Source organism: Olivibacter ginsenosidimutans, assembly GCF_039542865.1.
In the GTDB taxonomy this organism is placed as follows: Bacteria; Bacteroidota; Bacteroidia; order Sphingobacteriales; family Sphingobacteriaceae; genus Olivibacter; species Olivibacter ginsenosidimutans.
The window spans coordinates 1-17,489 of record NZ_BAABIQ010000035.1 but is presented as its reverse complement, the minus strand read 5'-3'; the positions used below and the strand labels follow the sequence as shown (position 1 = coordinate 17,489).

General features: G+C 38.6%; 15 protein-coding genes, 1 pseudogene and 1 riboswitch. Of the genes and pseudogenes, 9 read left to right on the top strand and 7 right to left on the bottom strand.

The features are described 5' to 3' along the window. Positions 1 to 35: 35 nt before the first annotated feature. On the bottom strand, positions 36 to 1,238 hold the full coding sequence (locus ABD930_RS11845; protein WP_345231936.1) for a serine hydrolase: 1,203 nt from the start codon (positions 1,236 to 1,238) through the stop codon (positions 36 to 38). 289 nt (positions 1,239 to 1,527) lie between these two features. On the opposite strand from ABD930_RS11845, the gene ABD930_RS11840 reads away from it, so the two are divergent. The 3 genes from ABD930_RS11840 (at position 1,528) to ABD930_RS11830 (ending at position 5,070) form a co-directional block, all read left to right on the top strand. After that, entirely contained in the window at positions 1,528 to 2,655 is a 1,128-nt protein-coding gene (locus ABD930_RS11840) for a YncE family protein (protein WP_345231935.1), read from the top strand. Positions 2,656 to 2,812: 157 nt separating this feature from the next. Beyond that, positions 2,813 to 3,877 (top strand): oxidoreductase, encoded by a 1,065-nt coding sequence (locus tag ABD930_RS11835; RefSeq protein ID WP_345231934.1) that lies wholly within the window; start codon positions 2,813 to 2,815, stop codon positions 3,875 to 3,877. After that, positions 3,874 to 5,070: a BaiN/RdsA family NAD(P)/FAD-dependent oxidoreductase gene (locus tag ABD930_RS11830; RefSeq protein WP_345231933.1), complete on the top strand. Its 1,197-nt coding sequence runs from the start codon at positions 3,874 to 3,876 to the stop codon at positions 5,068 to 5,070. The genes ABD930_RS11835 and ABD930_RS11830 overlap by 4 nt, the downstream gene beginning before the upstream one ends. A gap of 106 nt (positions 5,071 to 5,176) precedes the next feature. On the opposite strand, the gene ABD930_RS11825 is transcribed toward ABD930_RS11830, so the two are convergent. The 4 genes from ABD930_RS11825 to ABD930_RS11810 form a co-directional block, all read right to left on the bottom strand. Next, positions 5,177 to 6,358 carry a homoserine dehydrogenase gene (locus ABD930_RS11825; RefSeq protein ID WP_345231932.1) on the bottom strand — a complete coding sequence of 394 codons (1,182 nt, stop codon included), beginning with the start codon at positions 6,356 to 6,358 and terminating at the stop codon, positions 5,177 to 5,179. A 148-nt stretch (positions 6,359 to 6,506) separates the two neighbouring features. Then, entirely contained in the window at positions 6,507 to 7,556 is a 1,050-nt protein-coding gene (locus tag ABD930_RS11820; RefSeq protein WP_345231931.1) for a homoserine O-acetyltransferase family protein, read from the bottom strand. Positions 7,557 to 7,581: 25 nt separating this feature from the next. Further along, positions 7,582 to 8,886 (bottom strand): O-acetylhomoserine aminocarboxypropyltransferase/cysteine synthase family protein, encoded by a 1,305-nt coding sequence (locus ABD930_RS11815; RefSeq protein WP_345231930.1) that lies wholly within the window; start codon positions 8,884 to 8,886, stop codon positions 7,582 to 7,584. 248 nt (positions 8,887 to 9,134) lie between these two features. After that, positions 9,135 to 9,245, bottom strand: a riboswitch (SAM riboswitch). A 191-nt stretch (positions 9,246 to 9,436) separates the two neighbouring features. Continuing rightward, a complete protein-coding gene (locus tag ABD930_RS11810) occupies positions 9,437 to 9,982 on the bottom strand; it encodes a GNAT family N-acetyltransferase (RefSeq protein WP_345231929.1) in 546 nt (181 codons plus the stop codon). Between the two features lie 362 nt (positions 9,983 to 10,344). On the opposite strand from ABD930_RS11810, the gene mqnE reads away from it, so the two are divergent. The 3 genes from mqnE (at position 10,345) to ABD930_RS11795 (ending at position 13,012) form a co-directional block, all read left to right on the top strand. Beyond that, entirely contained in the window at positions 10,345 to 11,547 is a 1,203-nt protein-coding gene (mqnE, locus tag ABD930_RS11805) for an aminofutalosine synthase MqnE (RefSeq protein WP_345231928.1), read from the top strand. A gap of 84 nt (positions 11,548 to 11,631) precedes the next feature. Then, on the top strand, positions 11,632 to 12,267 hold the full coding sequence (locus ABD930_RS11800; RefSeq protein ID WP_345231927.1) for a histidine phosphatase family protein: 636 nt from the start codon (positions 11,632 to 11,634) through the stop codon (positions 12,265 to 12,267). A 22-nt stretch (positions 12,268 to 12,289) separates the two neighbouring features. Then, positions 12,290 to 13,012, top strand: coding sequence for a menaquinone biosynthetic enzyme MqnA/MqnD family protein (locus ABD930_RS11795; protein WP_345231926.1), 723 nt, complete (start codon positions 12,290 to 12,292; stop codon positions 13,010 to 13,012). A 29-nt stretch (positions 13,013 to 13,041) separates the two neighbouring features. Here ABD930_RS11795 and ABD930_RS11790 read toward each other — a convergent pair whose 3' ends face one another. Then, on the bottom strand, positions 13,042 to 14,160 hold the full coding sequence (locus ABD930_RS11790; RefSeq protein ID WP_345231925.1) for an AI-2E family transporter: 1,119 nt from the start codon (positions 14,158 to 14,160) through the stop codon (positions 13,042 to 13,044). Positions 14,161 to 14,286: 126 nt separating this feature from the next. Here ABD930_RS11790 and ABD930_RS11785 point away from each other — a divergent pair, with 126 nt between their 5' ends. Together ABD930_RS11785 and ABD930_RS11780 are read left to right on the top strand one after the other, a co-directional pair. Continuing rightward, complete coding sequence (locus tag ABD930_RS11785; protein ID WP_345231924.1) at positions 14,287 to 14,871, top strand: DUF6580 family putative transport protein; 585 nt, start codon at positions 14,287 to 14,289, stop codon at positions 14,869 to 14,871. A gap of 11 nt (positions 14,872 to 14,882) precedes the next feature. Continuing rightward, positions 14,883 to 14,966: pseudogene (locus ABD930_RS11780) on the top strand (NAD-dependent deacylase); the annotation flags it as partial. Here ABD930_RS11780 and ABD930_RS11775 read toward each other — a convergent pair. Further along, positions 14,961 to 15,821 carry a helix-turn-helix domain-containing protein gene (locus tag ABD930_RS11775; RefSeq protein WP_345231923.1) on the bottom strand — a complete coding sequence of 287 codons (861 nt, stop codon included), beginning with the start codon at positions 15,819 to 15,821 and terminating at the stop codon, positions 14,961 to 14,963. The pseudogene ABD930_RS11780 and the gene ABD930_RS11775 overlap by 6 nt on opposite strands. A gap of 92 nt (positions 15,822 to 15,913) precedes the next feature. On the opposite strand from ABD930_RS11775, the gene ABD930_RS11770 reads away from it, so the two are divergent. After that, positions 15,914 to 17,137 (top strand): MFS transporter, encoded by a 1,224-nt coding sequence (locus ABD930_RS11770; RefSeq protein ID WP_345231922.1) that lies wholly within the window; start codon positions 15,914 to 15,916, stop codon positions 17,135 to 17,137. Positions 17,138 to 17,489: the final 352 nt, after the last annotated feature.

The following is a 17,489-nucleotide window of genomic DNA, read 5'->3' as shown; positions in this document are numbered from 1 at the left end:
TTATTCGTTATTCGTTGTTTGTTGTTTGTTGTTTGTTATTCGTTGTTAGTGGGCGGTGTACTAAAATCAAACTTTGTCAAATCCGGTTTTAAGCGTTTTACTCGTTTTAACTCGTGGTCATAGATTAATCGGCCAATATTTTTCAAAAAAGGGTAAGTAACTTCTTCGTATTCGTAAAGACCATCATTATAGATGTCATTATTATTTGATTGCACAACTACCGTTAATAGAAATTCGACACCCCTTTCAAAATCGACGATATAGGCATTATCGATATTAAACCCATAGGAATCACCATACTTATTAAAACTCCGGATAGTACCATCGGGCTTTGGGTATTTTTCCCGACCAAAAAACAACAGTTTACTATAGGTAGGCCAAAATTCAGTACTGTCATATTTGGGGTAATCTACCTCTTGTGGGAAACGTGACATATAGTAATAAATGAATCGGTAATCTTCCTCCCTTAACTGAAACCGTTTCTTTTTGGGAAAGGCTTCTGGAAAAAGTAATTTTTTCAAAAGGAGTTGTTGATCAGCCAGGGGATATACGTTGAGTCCTTCAAAGCTATAGGGTTTGTGAATAAGGCTATCGTTCGCATCCATATAGGCCTTTCCACGCACCACGTTCTGCAATTTTAAGGGATAATCTTTCGGATCATATTGTGCTTCTTGTTGGTAGATCACCTGATCCCCTTGGTAAAAAGTTATAGGATTGGTATGCTTGGCCCATTCTCCTTTATCACCTATCGCCAAACGATTAACAATGCGACTGTGTTTTGCGCCATAATGCTTCAGCTTTTTATTGATCTCGGCACGGCCGACAAATTCGAACAAACGATTAAAAGCATCATTATCACTAGTAAGAAGAATTTTTTTGATATAATGGCCAATACTTGGCAAGCCTGTAGGAGCGGAAGTATCCGCAGTTACCCGAGTTTGCTTTTCCCAAGCGGTATCGACCCGTAAAGGGGTATCTTTGGTTATACCCTCTCGTTGCAAGGCATTGATTTTTTCCAATGCAAAAATCGTGGTAGGCAGTTTTACGGTACTTGCCGGATAGAAATACCAGGTAGGATCTAAACGATAACTATAGGAAGTAAAATGTGGCATTTGATGTTCATCCCGGTCAATTTGCGTATACAAAATTTGTACCTGCTTGCGTTGTGGATCATCCAAAACGGCCCGAAAGAGATCCGGATGCCCTTCGATCAGTTGTTTTAAAAAAGTAGTATCCATTTTTTGAGCGCTTGTTTGTAAAAAAAACAAACAAAGGATTAGAAAAAGGAACAATCGGTTCATTAGCTGTGCATTTGAGACCTAAAATTACAAAATTTAGCCAATTACCATAGGCAACAATAGTGCAGCTTTGTTATACCATGCAATATAACTACATTTGCGCTGATCTTAGCGGCTAAAACTTTGGTCGATTGGGTTGAAAATATTTTATTTTAAAAGGTAGCATAAACCATTTGTAAACCGTTATAGCAGTACAAATAACAAACAGATTCACTTTTATAAACAACAAATGAAGAAAATCAACTTTTTTTATTTAAGCCTATTAGCAGGGGCTTTACTTACTTTGGGTGCGTGTAATGATAAGGATGAGGTTACACCAATAGAACCAACCCCAGAAAATGTGGGTATATTTGTATTGAACGAAGGCACCTATGGAGGAACTTCTAATTTAGGATTCTATAGCTATGGCACTTATCAATATACTAATGCCGCATATTCCGGTAATTTAGGCGCTGGAGCGAATGATATGATTACCTATGGCACAAAGTTATATATTAGTGTTACAGATGCCAATAAGATCGTCGTGTTAAATGCCCTAACAAAAGAAGAGCTTAAGGTTATTGACGTTTCCACTCCGCGTTATCTTTTAGCACTTAAGGGAAAAGTATATGCAACTAGTAGTAAAGAAAATAAACTATACGCCATAGATACGACAGATAGCTATAACATGAAAAATGTTGAAGTAGGACATAGCCCAGAGCAACTGACAACAACTAATGGAAAAATATATGTCGCTAATTCAGGCTGGAGAGAAAAGTTAGCGGGTGGGGATTACGATAATCATATATCTGTTGTAAATCCTAGTACATTAACCGTTGAAACTAATATTACGGTTGCAGACAACATTACCACAATTGCTGCCGATACTAAAACGAATGTGCTTTATGTAAATGCATCAGCTATTTACGATGGTGAAAGTACCGAGCCCGCTGTTCCTTCTAAACTTTACATTGTGAATACAGCTACTAATACTGTTGCAACCTCTTTATCATTTGGTGCTGAGGCCATAGCGGTGATTCCGGAACTTCAACAAGCTTATTTAATAAGCCATAATTATGGTGATAACGATGGGAGTAAGGGACAGTTACTCGTTATGAACACTTCTTCTTCAACCTCACCTACAGTTCAGCCTTTTGCTGCTAGTTCAAATATAACCAACCCATATAGTCTAAATTTTATTTACGAAGCTAGTTCATTGTATGTTGGCGACGCAAGTGATTATAGCAGTAATGGTAAAATGTATATTTTCGCTTATGATCAATATAGCGGTGGACTTATATCCGCTAGCCAACCGATTGATGTAGGCGTAAGCCCTAAAGCTTTTGCTGTTAGCCATTATCAATCTAGCGAAAACTAATTGTTATAATGTTATTTTTGAAAAATCCTGACTGATTATTCAGTTAGGATTTTCTTGTAAAACCTTTTTTTCTTTTTAACTTTTCCTTTTTAATATTTTGTTTATTTTCAAAGGCATCGATGAGCTTGCTTTGCTCGGTTTTTAATATCTTCGCACCATGCAATATCCTTCCCTGAATATAGGTTTAATTGGTTTTGGTATGGCTGGGCAAGTATTTCACGCGCCACTTATAAGCGCAGTAGCCGGCCTCAACCTTTATAAAGTCTCCGCACGAAAAGAGGAGCAGCAAAGTATCTTGCGAAGTAAATATCCAAACACCCAAATCTGTACTTCGGCAGAAGAGATCATACATGATCCCAAGGTAGATCTTGTTGTTATCGCTACTTCCAATGATGTTCACTTTTCGCTAACAAAAACGGCACTCTTAGCAGGAAAACATGTGGTCGTTGAAAAACCGTTTACCAATACGACTGAAGAAGCAGACGAATTGATTGCGCTAGCAAAGCAGCAACAACAGGTGCTATCGGTTTTCCATAGCGCGCGGTGGCATAGCGATTACCTCACCGTAAAGGATATCTTAACTAACGGAGCATTGGGAAGATTAGTAACCTATGAAGTGCGCTACGACCGTTTTAGGAACTACCTTCGGCCAAATGCCTGGCGAGAACACGATCTTCCCGGATCGGGCATCTTTTATGATTTGGGGGCACATTTAATCGATCAGAGCCTCCAACTATTTGGAAAACCTCAGGCGTTATTTGCTTCACTCCGTAAGATGCGCGAAGGGGTAGGAGCCGTGGATGATTTTGAAATGCTACTTTATTATCCTAGGCTGAAGGTTTCGCTTAAGGGAAGCATGTTGATTAAAGAACCCACCCCTCGTTTTGCATTATATGGCACCGAAGGTGCTTTTGTAAAACCAGGCGTAGATCCACAAGAGGAAGCATTAAAAGCAGGAAAAACACCTTTAAATACCACAGACTGGGGTGCTGAGCCAGAAGAAATTTGGGGCATACTACATACCACAGCACAAAGGCCAGACGCCCGTCGGAAAATACCAAGTCAGCGGGGAAATTATCCAGCTTACTATGAAAATGTACGTGATGCTATTCATGGCATAACTGATCTTATGGTAAAACCGGAAGAGGCCCGGACAGTGATTCAGCTATTGGAATTGGGTGAACAAAGCGCGCGCGAGCGGCGGATAATCGATCTGCCATGAGGTACGATGCCATCATTGTCGGCGGTGGTGCCTGTGGATTGATGTGTGCCGTACAAGCGGGGTTTTTGGGAAAACATGTTGCCGTATTGGAAAAAAACGATAAAATAGGAGCGAAGATCCTGATTTCCGGTGGCGGCCGTTGCAACTATACGAACCTCTATACAGAAGCGGTTCATTTTAATTCACAAAATGAACATTTTTGTAAAGCAACACTCGCACAATGGACAGTTAATGATACCATTAATTTTTTTGAAACGTATGGTATTCGTGGACAAGAGAAGACCTTAGGGCAACTTTTTCCCATTAGCAATAAGGCCAAAGATATTGTATCGGTTTTCAGTAAGCTATTGCGGGAACTGGGACAAGATGTATACCTTCACGCTGATGTTACTGCCATCACTAAAAATCAGCAAACAGGAGATTTCACTGTTAGCTATAAGCAATCAGGCCAAATCCAAACGTTAGCAGCGCGGACTGTGGTCATGGCAAGTGGAGGATTGCCCGTAGCAAAATTGGGTGCAAGTGACTTCGCCTTAAAAATAGCCGAAGCTTTTGGTTTAGCTATCGTAGCACCTAAGCCCGCCCTGGTTCCCTTAACGATTACGGGCAAGGATGCCGAGTGGTTTAGCGCACTGGCAGGCAATACGGTCTTTTGTAAGGTATCTAACGAACGGATTAGCTTTGAAGAAAATATCTTATTTACGCATTGGGGGCTTAGCGGTCCGGCAATCCTTCAGATTTCGTCTTATTGGAATCCGGGAGAGCATATTATCATAGATTTATTGCCTCGTAAGCAGTTTTCCAAATGGATACAGGAAGAAAGAGAAAAAGGAGGGAAGCGTATGCTGCTACAACTGCTGCAAGATCATTTTACCAAGAAGTTCGCTGAGGCCTTGGGTAAGTTCCTTCCCATCACCAAAAAGATTGCTTCCATGAGCAAACAGGAAGCGCAACAGGCACACCAGCTGTTACACCATTTCGAAGTAAAACCCGCTGGAACCAAGGGATATGATAAAGCGGAGGTGATGCGTGGGGGAATAGATACCGCCGAACTATCGTCACAAACGCTGGAAGCGAAAAAGTGTAGCGGACTTTATTTCGGCGGTGAATGCGTGGATGTAACCGGTTGGTTGGGTGGCTACAACTTCCAATGGGCCTGGGCCAGTGGCTATGTTATTGCGCAACATATATAGTTGTTAGTTATTAGTTGCTCGTTATTCGTTATCGTCTTACACATAAAATAGAATAGACAACCAACCGGCTAACAACCAATAACTAATAACTAATAACGAACAACCATTAAGGTATCTCCACAACAAAACTGCTATCCGCTATTAAGGCTTCTCTATGTGCGATTAACGACTCTAAATTGATTTCTCCAATCACGTATTTAAAGTCCCGTGCATAATAACGCTCCGAAACTTTTTTAAATTCCAATTTATCGACAATAGCTTCATCATTATAACGCAGATAAACTTTCAGTAAATGATCGTTACTGTGCGTAAGCTGAATAGATTCTAAATGTTTTTTGTATTCATAGCGGTAATCATAGCGAAGTGCCGTAATATCAGAAAGTACTGCCGAACCCGTTGGATGTCCACCGGCACCCTTACCGTAGAAAAATTGTTGATCTGCAAATGCGGCCTGTACCACCACACCGTTATATTCATTTTCCACTGTATATAAGATGCTTTTTTCGGTGACAAATTTAGGAACAACATATAAAATTACTTTCTCGTTTCCAATTTCTTTAGCCGTAGGAACTAATTTAATTTTATAATTTTTTTCACGGGCAAACCGAATATCGTAATCTGACAGTTGATCGATGCCAATATTCAGGATATCTTCCGGCTTTACATATAAGCCATACGCATGTGACGCTACAATAGCTAACTTATATTTTGCATCAAAACCGGCCACATCTAAGGTGGGATCTGTTTCGGCAAACCCTAATTGTTGAGCTTGTTTCAATGCCGTATCGTAATCCAAATGTTCATTGAAGATCTTGGAAAGAATATAATTGGATGATCCATTAAATATTCCCGAAACCGAATGGAGCAGCTCATTATCGTAATACTCTTCCAAGTTCCGAATAATGGGGATACTCCCACAGACAGCTCCTTCGTACAATAAACTGGTACCATATTCTTGTTGTATGGCAATCAATTCTTCTAAATGATTGGCAATCATTTTTTTGTTAGCCGATACGACATGTTTTCCTGAACGCAGCGCAGTGGATACAATAGTAAAGGCAGCCTCTGCATCATCAATCAATTCAACAATCGTATTGATTGCTGGATCAAGTAATAGATCATTAGCATTTGTTGTAAACAGTTCTTGGGGTAGTGTACGTTTCTTTTCTGGGTTTTTGATGGCGAAACGCTTAATCGCCAAATTCAGTTTCTTGGTTTTGATGATGTCGTATAAGCCCTGACCCACTACGCCAAAGCCAAACAGTCCTAAAGTAAGCTTTTTGCTCATATTGTTCTAATTCTTCTCTCTATATTAATAAGTATCAAGATACAAGACATAAGATTCTATTTTAACAATAAGCAGTTCAAATCTTGACACAGGCTTACATCTTGATACTGATGTCTTGATACTTGATACCTACGTCTTGATACATTATTTAAATAAACGCTTGCACGGTTTTACCTGGTGCTGCTTGTTTTAAAAAAGCGGCAATTTCCTTACTGATTTGCTTCGTCTCAATCAGGAAACCATCGTGTCCGTAAAAGGAATTAATGGCTATAAATTTAGCAGCGGGAATATGCTTGGCCAAAAATTGCTGCTCTTCCAATGGAAATAACTGATCGCTGCTTATTCCAATGACTAAAGTTTTAGCCGTAATGGCCTGAAGTGCCTGTTCAATACTATTTCTTCCACGACCAACATGGTGTGCATCCATTGCCTTGCTTAAAAACCAATAACTATAGGCATTGAAACGTTTAACTAATTTTTCACCTTGGTAATTCTGATAAGAAGATGCTTTAAAATCATCGATTTTATCCGCATCGGTTTCCAATTGAGTGGCACCATAAGTTTCATAGGTTCGGTAAGACAACAGTGCAATGCTCCGCGCAACTTTTAAGCCTTTAGCACCACCATGAGGTTTATTCGCATAAAATGTCCGATCAGCGCGAATAGCCAGTCGCTGACTTTCATTGAAAGCAATACCCCACGGCGAATGTTGAGCATTAGTTGCCAATAATACTAAGGTTTCTATCCGTTCAGGATGGCTAATAGCCCATTCCATCGCTTGCTGACCGCCTAATGAGCCACCAATCAGCACCTTGATCTTCGCTATTCCCAAATGCGCTGCCAATAATTCATGCGCTGCAGCTAAATCACGAATAGAAAACTGTGGAAAAGCCAAGTAGTAGGGTTGATCTGTTGATGGATTAATACTCAACGGATTCGTGGTGCCGTAAGGTGATCCGATAATATTGGCACAGATAATATAATATTCTTGAGGATTAAATAAATCCTTCTCGCCAAATAAGCCGGGCCACCAATCAAATACATCCGAATTTGCCGTTAAAGCATGGCATACCCAAATGACATTATCCTTACGGGTATTTAAGCGGCCATAGGTATGGTACGCAATTTGCACCCCCTTCAAGCGCTTACCATTTTCTAACGGAAAGGTCTTTGTATAGTTAAATTTATGAATACTCATTTTGTCGCTAAACGTCTGTTCACTTCTATTTTAGCTGATCAAAAGCCTGCTGTAAATCTGCTTTGATATCGTCAATATGTTCTAAGCCTACCGATATACGCAACAAAGTCGGAGTAACCCCAGCTGCTATTTGAGCCGCCTCTGGTAATTGTTGGTGCGTGGTTGCCGATGGCTGAATAATCAATGTTTTTGTATCGCCTAAATTTGCCAGATGACTAATTAAATTCAGGCTATCGACAAATTTTGTTGCCTGTTCTTTCTTTCCTTTAAGCTCAAAAGATAAGACGGCACCGAAACCATTTTTTAAATATTTTTTGGCATTGGCATAGGTGGGACTACTACTCAAACCAGGATAATTAACGGCTTGAACTTGTGGGTGAGCTTGAAGCCATTCGGCTAATGCTAAGGCATTATCCACGTGGCGTTGTACCCGCAATGATAAAGTTTCTACACCTTGTAGGAGCAAAAAGGAGTTAAAAGGGGAGAGGGCAGGACCAAAATCCCGTAAACCTTCTACACGCGCACGAATGGCAAATTGAATGTTTCCAAAGGGGCCATTCGCTCCAAAAACATCGTTAAACACTAAGCCATGATAACCCTCAGACGGTTCACTGAATTGCTTAAATTTACCATTACCCCAATTGTAGTTTCCTCCGTCAACAATAACACCACCAATACTCGTGCCGTGGCCACCAATCCATTTGGTTGCTGACTCTACCACAATATGTGCTCCATGTGCTAATGGCTTAAATAAATAACCAGCCGCACCAAAAGTGTTATCTACTAGTAGAGGCAAGTCATGTTTCTTCGCAACCGCTGCTACATCGTCAAAGTCGGGAACACTGAAACTTGGATTACCAATGGTTTCCAGGTAAATAGCTTTTGTCTTATCGTCAATAAGTGCCTCTATATGCGCTGCCTTATCATTTTCAGCCAAACGAACCTCGATACCCAAACGCTTAAAAGAAACTTTAAATTGATTATAGGTACCGCCATATAAACTAGCGCCCGATACAAAATTGTCTCCGCTTTCTAAAATATTGTTCAATGCAATAAATTGTGCCGCTTGGCCAGATGCCACAGCAAGTGCAGCTACACCTCCCTCCAGCGCCGCTATACGCTTCTCAAAGACATCAGTCGTCGGATTCATAATCCGCGTATAGATATTTCCAAACTCTTTTAATGCAAATAAATTGGCTCCATGTTCCGAGCTATTAAATACATAGGAAGTGGTTTGGTAAATAGGTACAGCTCTCGAATTCGTAGTAGGGTCTACTTCCTGGCCGGCATGTATTTGTAAGGTTTCAAATTTTAGATTTTCTGTTGACATGTTCGTTTCTATTATGGTATTCTATTATTTTCCCTGTTAAAAAATATAACAATAGTACGTTAATCGATGGATGGCTTGAAAAAGATCAAAAAGGAGATGTCCTAACAGCACATATAGCGTTGATAACGATACATCGTAAAAATAGGAAGGTCTTTGGTGCTATAAGATAAGGGTTTGAAAAACACGGTTAAGCTTTTCAAAACAGCAAGGATAATACGCTCGGTAATCTGTGATTTCATTGTCTTTTTTATTTATATGCTCCCATAAATTTGGGACAGGATTTGGCACCTTTTCCAAAACTATTATGGATGGTTGCCAGTGGGTCTCAGAGCCGGTCTCTCGCCACTTCTTTATAAATCAAGACTCTATTAAAGAGGAATTGATCAATACACGGTTAATGTATGCCGCAAATATACACTTTATTTTGATAGTGCAAAACCTTTTTACGTGATAAGTAGGACAAGCGCACATGTTAACATGCCTCTGCTACGAGCAGGAATGACCAAGCAAATTCATGAACAACGATTAGATTAAATAGCTTGTTGGAATCCTAGATCGCTTGCTGGAATCCGCCGTTATTTTTTTGAATGAGTTTAGCTGTTGATGGTGGTAAATCGATCGGACGGGTATAGGTGATCAATTCATTTTCCTTAGATGCATTAAAGAAGCCTAATTTTTTTACCATTCTAGTAGCTGGTTGATTATCCTCGTGAATACATATTTTAATAAAAGATGCGCCTAAACAATACTTAGCCATCTCAATCATCTGGTTAAAAGCGTTTGGCATAATTCCCTTTCCCCAATATTCGGGCAATAACGAACCGCCAAAGAAAATTTCTTTCTTTTTTTTATTCCAGTTGTATAATACGCAGGAACCGATCACCTGACTTGGATTACTTTTCAACCGTATGGTATAGACATACTTACATAACCAAAGCATTCGTTTGGTAAAATCTTCTGCAGACTCATTACCAATCTCGTCATTAATATTAATTTTCCAAAATAGCTCTGGTCTTGCATAGGTATTATCGAATATTACCGCATCATCAATGGTTAGTTTTCGTAAGAGGATGGGGTCAGCTTTTAAGTTATCCATAATTCAAGAATTAAAATATGAGAACCAAATTTCCAGTGTTTTAAATTTAGACAAATTATTTCTATATATAAAATATACGACCTTTTTATACTCGCTTTTTAAATAATCTCACTAATCAACACAACTGGTGAGCAGTAAAGCATATTTATACTGATTTAAAAAACAAATATTGCCTGATAAAATGGCTTTTTACGAAAGGATAGGGGTCACGCTAAGCCTTTTAAGGTGTAACAAAAATCTTTTTAAATAGTTTGACCAAGCGTCTTGAAAAAATAAGATTTCAATAATTTACGTTACGCTCACAATTGTAAGCTTGCATATCAAGGCAACTTTATCTAAGTTTGCCTACAAGATATTCGTGTATGGAAGCTGTTAACAGGTTAGCATTAGTAATCAATGATCCCCATCTTGATCCCGACTTGAAAAGTATAGCTTTAAAAGTTCTTCATGGTGAACGCATTACTTTCGATGAGGGAGTATTGCTGTATGAAAAGGGAGAATTAGGGTACTTGGGAGTGCTGGCAAATTATATAAGAGAAAAGAAGAATGGGAATTACACCTATTTTAATCGGAATTTCCACATTGAACCAACTAATCTTTGCGTTTATGATTGTAAATTCTGTTCCTATTCAAGATTGATCAAAGAACGATCAGAAGGCTGGGAAGCCACCATGGATGAAATGTTGGCAACCATAAAAAAATACGATAACGAACCGGTTACCGAAGTACATATTGTAGGGGGGGTATTACCGCAGTACAATATGCAGTTCTATATGGATTTGTTTCGCGCCATCAAAAAACATCGCCCCGACTTACATGTAAAGGCACTTACGCCTGTAGAATACCACTACATATTCAAAAAGGCTAAAGTAGATTATGCCACCGGCATGCGGATGATGAAAGAAGCAGGGCTCGAATCGATGCCGGGAGGAGGTGCAGAAATTTTTGCTCCAGAAGTACGGGATAAAATAGCGAAAGATAAATGTAATGCCGAACAATGGCTGGCGATTCACGAAGAGTGGCATAAATTAGGCATGCACTCTAATGCAACCATGCTCTATGGACATATCGAAGCATTTCACCACCGTGTGGATCATATGGAGCGTCTTCGTCAATTGCAAGATAAGACAGGTGGTTTTCAATCATTTATTCCATTGAAGTTCCGAAATAAGGATAATCAAATGTCCGATGTACCCGAATCTTCGGTTATTGAAGATCTTCGAAATTACGCCATAGCACGTATTTATTTGGATAATTTTCCGCATATCAAAGCGTATTGGGCTATGATTAGCAGGGATACCGCACAATTGTCTTTAAGTTTCGGTGTAGATGATATTGATGGCACATTGGATGATACAACAAAAATTTATTCGATGGCTGGCGCCGAGGAGAAAAATCCGGCTATGAGCACACAGCAATTGGTAGAACTTATTAAAAATGTAGGCCGACATCCTATTGAACGTGATACGTTGTATCATGTCGTTACCGATTATCAGGATGTTGTATTTGACGAAGCGACATCCCCCAAAAAGAATTACTATAGCTTGCCGGTACTGAATGATTAGTTATTGGCTGTTCGTTAATGGTTATCAGTGGTTGGTAGAACGCACAACTAAATACGTCTTTGATACCCGATACTTAAAAATTAAATGAAGAAACTATTTTACATTATCCGACACGGCGAAACAGACTTAAACAAACAAGGAATAGTTCAAGGCAGAGGAGTCAATACCCCATTGAATGCATACGGAAAACAGCAAGCTCATGCTTTTTATGAAGCATATAAAGGCATTGGGTTCGACAAAATCTATACCTCTACATTGCAAAGAACCCATCAAACCGTAGCTGAATTTATGGCAGATGGCATTCCATACGAACAATTAGAAGGGCTTGATGAAATAAGTTGGGGCATATACGAGGGGAAGGTGCAATCAGACACGATCATAACGGGCTTTAATTCCATCACCCAGCAATGGAGTGAAGGAAAATTGGAAGTCAGTGTAGCCGAGGGAGAGAACCCCTTAACGGTACAAGAACGACAAAAAAAAGCCTTAAATTACATGCTTTCGAAAAAAGATGAACGAAAAGTTCTGGTATGTATGCACGGCCGCGCTATGCGTATTTTTTTATGTCTGTTGATCAATAAGCCACTTTCGGAAATGGACGATTTTCCGCATATGAATACCGCACTATATTTGGTTTCATACGATAACGGCATCTTTACTATTGAAGACCATTATAATATCAACCACTTAACCGAACTCCAACGAACAGTCGAGGAATAAGCTATTATATTAAATTTACTACATGAACAACGTTAAAGTATCTGCCGTATCCTATACCAATACGACACCATTCATTTATGGTATTAAACATACCGATCTCATTCATAAAATAGAACTGAGTTTAGATATTCCAAGCATTTGCGCCCAAAAATTAATTGATAATCAAGTAGACGTTGGTTTAGTTCCAGTAGCTGCGCTCTTGCATATTCCAACGTATGAAATTATTTCCGATTACTGTATCGGCGCCACAGGAGCTGTAAATTCTGTTTTCATTTTTAGCAACAAACCCGTAAATGAAGTTAAAACCCTTCGCCTCGATTTACAATCTCGAACGTCGAATAACTTAGCACGTGTATTGTTTAAGAATTACTGGAAACGATCCGTCGAACTGGTGGAGCATGCCGATGCCGATGCTTTCGTCGAAATTGGTGATCGAACTTTTGGAAAAAAAACACAATATCCTTATGTATACGATATGGGAGAAGAATGGATGAATTTTACCGGACTCCCTTTTGCTTTTGCTGTGTGGGCAGCAAATAAACCCTTACCAGAAGATTTCATTCAATTATTCAATCAATCCATGGCTTTCGGACTGGCTAATCGCGAACGTGTTTTAGAAGCGTTACCTAAACGGACTGATTTTGATCTCGCTCAATATTTGAATCATTTTATTGACTTTGCCTTAACCGACAAAAAAAGAGAAGCTATTACCTTATTTCATCAGTATATTAAAGCGCTCGGCTAATCCCTCATGGCATTAATTGGCTGCCTAGCTTAATCTTTTTCTCCTTCGCTAATGGCATCCGTCAATTTTTCTGCTTTAGGTTCAAGCGGGATCGCTACTTCGTCTTCTTCACCTAAGAGCATGCCCCAAGGTTTAAGTTCAGGTACACGGTCAAAAACCACTTTCATAATGGCGATAATCGGTATAGAAAGAAACATTCCTGTAATTCCCCAGATCATTTCTCCTAAAACTAAGCCTATTAAGGCAATTAGCGCGTTGATCTGAACTTTAGAACCAACGATCTTCGGCATGATAAAATTACCATCAATGACATGAATGGCCACTAACGTAATAATGACGAAAAGTACATGAGTAGCTGATGATGTTGCAAACGTAATCAATACCGTTAGCACTAAAGCGGTAAAAATGCCGATATAAGGAATAATATTAAATATCCCTGTAATAAGCCCCAGTAAAAAACTATATTTTACGCCAATAAAGTAAAAAGCTGTACAGGCCAAAATGGTCACAATAACCATTTGTAAAACCAAACCTACAACATAACGCTTAATGATATACTGAATTTGATAAATAACCTCATATACCGTATCACTATGTTTTTCTTTAAATGATTTTACCAAAAACTTTATAATCAGCCTTCTATGAAATAAAATAAAAAAAGTGTATAGAAAAGAAAATAGGAGTAACAAAAATACAGACGATAAAGACATTAGGGTTTTACTCAAGATAGTGGTTCCTGTACTTAATGACTTTGAAGCGGCTTCGTTAATGTAGTTGATTTGATCCTGATTATTAATATGAAAAGTTTTTGATACCCATAATTGCAAATCGGCAGTAGAAGTCAACACCTGCTCTTTAAAAGCTGGCCAATCTTTCGCTAAAGAAGACAGTTGCGTACCCAATAAAATGAGTAGAGCCGCAATTAATAGCACTAGTGTCACAGAAGAAACCAAGGAGGAGAGGGATCGGGGGAATTTTAATCGGTTTTCTAAAAAATTAGCGAAAGGTAGCAATAAGACCGAACATAAAAATCCAAAGATCAATGGTGTTAAAATGGTATGGCCTAAAATAGCTAAATAGCCTAAAAGTAATATGCTGATTAATACGCAGGCCAACTTAACATAAAAAGGGAATACATAGGTTTTCATAAGCGTACAAATAAAACAGTAAAAGTAATATATTTCCTTAACTTTATCTAATCGTTACGTATGAATAGCTTTTCACTTTAAGCTTTACCATTTTTTTACTTATTTTGCAACTCAATTTATGTTGTCATGACCATAGAAAAAAGAATATCGATAAGACATTTAGTATTGGTGCTGATCATTGTGTGCGTGGCCTTATTACGCATACCTGATATTGGAAAAGCGGTCAACTGGGCTAATTTTACACCTGTTGGTGCTTTAGCTCTATTTGCAGGTACTTATTTCGGTAAACGACCAACAGCTTATGCGATTCCTTTGCTTGCCCTTTTTCTCTCAGATATGGTGATAAACTATGGTTATTATGGTAAAATCGTCCTCTTTTATGAAGGAATAGCATGGGTATATTTGGCATTTGCGGTCATGGTATTCATTGGGAGCATGATTAAGAAAGTAACCGTTTTACAGGTATTGCTAGGCGCTTTAGCAGCGGTGGTTGTACATTGGTTAATAACTGATTTCGGTGTCTGGATTACAGGTAAATATTATCCGTTAACGGCTCAAGGCTTAATAGATTGCTACATAAAGGCCATTCCCTTTGAAAAAAATCTATTATGGGGCAATTTGATTTACTGTACTATGTTATACGGTGGCTTTGAATGGGCCAAGCATTATTTTCCGAACCTGCGTAGTGTACAAGATATTCAAATGGCTTAATCATATGGATGATGACACATCTAGTTGTCTTTACGGGCGCTGGTATTTCCGCTGAAAGTGGTTTAAAGACTTTTAGAGGAGAAGGTGGATTATGGGATTGAAGAAGTAGTTAGTTTTCTTCCTTTTTCTCTAAATTGTTTGGGACTTATCTTTCTGATTGATTTAAAATAGTGGGAAAGATGGCTTATATCCGTAAAGCCAAATTCATCGGCAATTTCCTTTATTGTTAGGGAGGGAATGGTAAGACGTTTCTCGATCAGTTTAAGACGGTATCCATTCACATACTCCCGATATGATATACCAAAATTACGTTTAAAATAAGCGCTGAAGTAACCCGGTGCAAGATGGAAATGTCCCGCAATATTTTTCATCAATAGCATTTCGGGCTCATAAATATACTCATGAATATATGATGCCATCTCTTCGTTTCCAGCCTGTTCTTTGTCTACTCGAACGCCGATTTTCAATGCGGCTTCTCGGATTAATCCAAAAATAGAAAGCAATTGATAATATATTAAAGGAGAAGAAGCAATATCTTTTCGGCTATTGTACGCTACAATGTTTTTAATAATATTGCTTAAAATAGAATTGCTGAGTTCGTCTAATTCGAGCTTTACTTCCTTTAATAGGTTATTACGCATGATTTCTTCCGGCGAAGAGAAAAATAGTGCATGAGGACGATGCTGCTTATGACCAGCGAAATAATCATCTGTAAATTTAATAAAGGTAAATCTGGAACGCTCCTCTACTTCAAAATAGTGTCGATCTTCCGGACTGACTATAAATAGATCCCTAGCTTTATAAGCGAAACGATTGTTGTTCAGTACGTGGATTCCTGCACCATCAACTATGTATATCATTTCATAGAAGGAATGTTTGTGTTTAGGCAAAGGAAATTCCTCTACGTCCCACTCGGTCACCACCAGAGATTCAAATTGTATCCTTCTCATGAGTTTGAAATTTATAGTGTCTTAAATATACAAATATATCTATTGAATAAACAAATTTTGTCCTTGTCTCAGATTTAAATTTGCGTAATAAAATGAACAAAATAAGAATAAAGGACAACTTCAAAGCAGATGTTAATTTACCTGTCTATCATAAAATTGTTTACCCAATTTTATTTTTGACCAGTTTCTCCCATTTATTGAACGACCTACTTCAGTCAATTATTCCCTCGTTATATCCTATACTCAAAGACAGTTTCCGACTATCATTCATGCAAGTAGGTATCATTACATTTGTTTTTCAGATGACAGCATCTATATTTCAGCCATTTGTAGGGATCTATACAGATAAAAAGCCTAACCCAAGATTTTTAATTGCTGGAATGGGGCTATCCATGATAGGACTATTGCTTTTGGCTTTCGCGCATTATTATCTGCTCTTACTCTGTGCTGTAGCACTAATTGGTATGGGATCGTCTATATTCCATCCTGAGGCCTCTCGTGTAGCCCAGCTTGCATCAGGGGGCCACAAGGGATTGGCACAATCGATCTTTCAAGTGGGGGGCAATTCGGGAAGTGCGGTAGGGCCACTATTGGTTGCTTTAATCGTGTTGCCGTTGGGGCAAAGTTATGTAAGCGTCTTTGCTGCTGCTGCTTTTATCGGTATGATCGTTTTATGGAAAGTGGGAGATTGGTACGCTGAACAATTAGCTGTCGGTAAGACCACTAAAAAGTCCCGCCTTGATGATGATATACTATTGTCTCGTAAGCGTGTTTTAACTTCTATCGTCATTCTTTTACTACTCGTATTTTCCAAATACATTTACCTAGCGTGCATGAATAACTACCTGACTTTTTTTCTCATAGAAAAATTTGGCATATCTGTAAAAGATTCGCAGCTATGCTTGTTTGTTTTCGCTTCCACTGTCGCTGTGGGAACTATTCTTGGAGGTAGACTGGGCGATAGGTATGGACGAAAAAAAATTATTTGGGTTTCTATTTTGGGAACAGGGCCTTTTACACTTTTCTTACCCTATCTTCCATTTGGTTGGACGGTTGTTTTTGCCGCTATGATTGGATTGATTATTGCCTCTGCCTTTTCTGCTATCTTAGTATTTGCTACTGAGCTTTTGCCGGGCAAAGTAGGTTTGGTTGCGGGACTATTTTACGGTTTCTCATTCGGAATGGGTGGGATAGGTTCGGCTGCGCTCGGAGCATTGGCAGATCGCAACGGTATCGAGTATGTATTTAAAATCTGTTCCTTCCTTCCGCTAATTGGCATTATTGCCGCATTCTTACCAAAAATGGTGAAAAAATAAAAAACAGTAAAATTTTTTATTTGCCAAAGATTATTTTGGTGCAAATATACCCGAAATTAAATTTTTTTGTATATATAACTAATTTATTATCAGTATAAAATTTATGTTTACTTGTGGTTTTAATACTCATTGTTGATGTCAATTTTAGATTCTCTTGGTAAGAAGCCAAATAATATACTGAAAGTCATTTGTTAAAAGTTTAATATGTTTATAATCAATAACTTACTATTTATTTGCTTAATAATAAATATCATTGTTGTCCGGTTAAATTCCCAATGTTCTTACAAAACATGCTTGGTTTCACTTGATCGCTGTTTTTCTGTTTAATGTCGATAGCATGGTCATGTCTGAA

What these genes read in the sequence shown, in the direction of transcription:
- ABD930_RS11845 (WP_345231936.1), bottom strand. Translation starts at nt 1,238, where the DNA reads ATGGATACTACTTTTTTAAAACAACTGATCGAAGGGCATCCGGATCTC.
- ABD930_RS11840 (WP_345231935.1), top strand. Translation starts at nt 1,528, where the DNA reads ATGAAGAAAATCAACTTTTTTTATTTAAGCCTATTAGCAGGGGCTTTA.
- ABD930_RS11835 (WP_345231934.1), top strand. Translation starts at nt 2,813, where the DNA reads ATGCAATATCCTTCCCTGAATATAGGTTTAATTGGTTTTGGTATGGCT.
- ABD930_RS11830 (WP_345231933.1), top strand. Translation starts at nt 3,874, where the DNA reads ATGAGGTACGATGCCATCATTGTCGGCGGTGGTGCCTGTGGATTGATG.
- ABD930_RS11825 (WP_345231932.1), bottom strand. Translation starts at nt 6,358, where the DNA reads ATGAGCAAAAAGCTTACTTTAGGACTGTTTGGCTTTGGCGTAGTGGGT.
- ABD930_RS11820 (WP_345231931.1), bottom strand. Translation starts at nt 7,556, where the DNA reads ATGAGTATTCATAAATTTAACTATACAAAGACCTTTCCGTTAGAAAAT.
- ABD930_RS11815 (WP_345231930.1), bottom strand. Translation starts at nt 8,886, where the DNA reads ATGTCAACAGAAAATCTAAAATTTGAAACCTTACAAATACATGCCGGC.
- ABD930_RS11810 (WP_345231929.1), bottom strand. Translation starts at nt 9,982, where the DNA reads ATGGATAACTTAAAAGCTGACCCCATCCTCTTACGAAAACTAACCATT.
- mqnE (WP_345231928.1), top strand. Translation starts at nt 10,345, where the DNA reads ATGGAAGCTGTTAACAGGTTAGCATTAGTAATCAATGATCCCCATCTT.
- ABD930_RS11800 (WP_345231927.1), top strand. Translation starts at nt 11,632, where the DNA reads ATGAAGAAACTATTTTACATTATCCGACACGGCGAAACAGACTTAAAC.
- ABD930_RS11795 (WP_345231926.1), top strand. Translation starts at nt 12,290, where the DNA reads ATGAACAACGTTAAAGTATCTGCCGTATCCTATACCAATACGACACCA.
- ABD930_RS11790 (WP_345231925.1), bottom strand. Translation starts at nt 14,160, where the DNA reads ATGAAAACCTATGTATTCCCTTTTTATGTTAAGTTGGCCTGCGTATTA.
- ABD930_RS11785 (WP_345231924.1), top strand. Translation starts at nt 14,287, where the DNA reads ATGACCATAGAAAAAAGAATATCGATAAGACATTTAGTATTGGTGCTG.
- ABD930_RS11775 (WP_345231923.1), bottom strand. Translation starts at nt 15,821, where the DNA reads ATGAGAAGGATACAATTTGAATCTCTGGTGGTGACCGAGTGGGACGTA.
- ABD930_RS11770 (WP_345231922.1), top strand. Translation starts at nt 15,914, where the DNA reads ATGAACAAAATAAGAATAAAGGACAACTTCAAAGCAGATGTTAATTTA.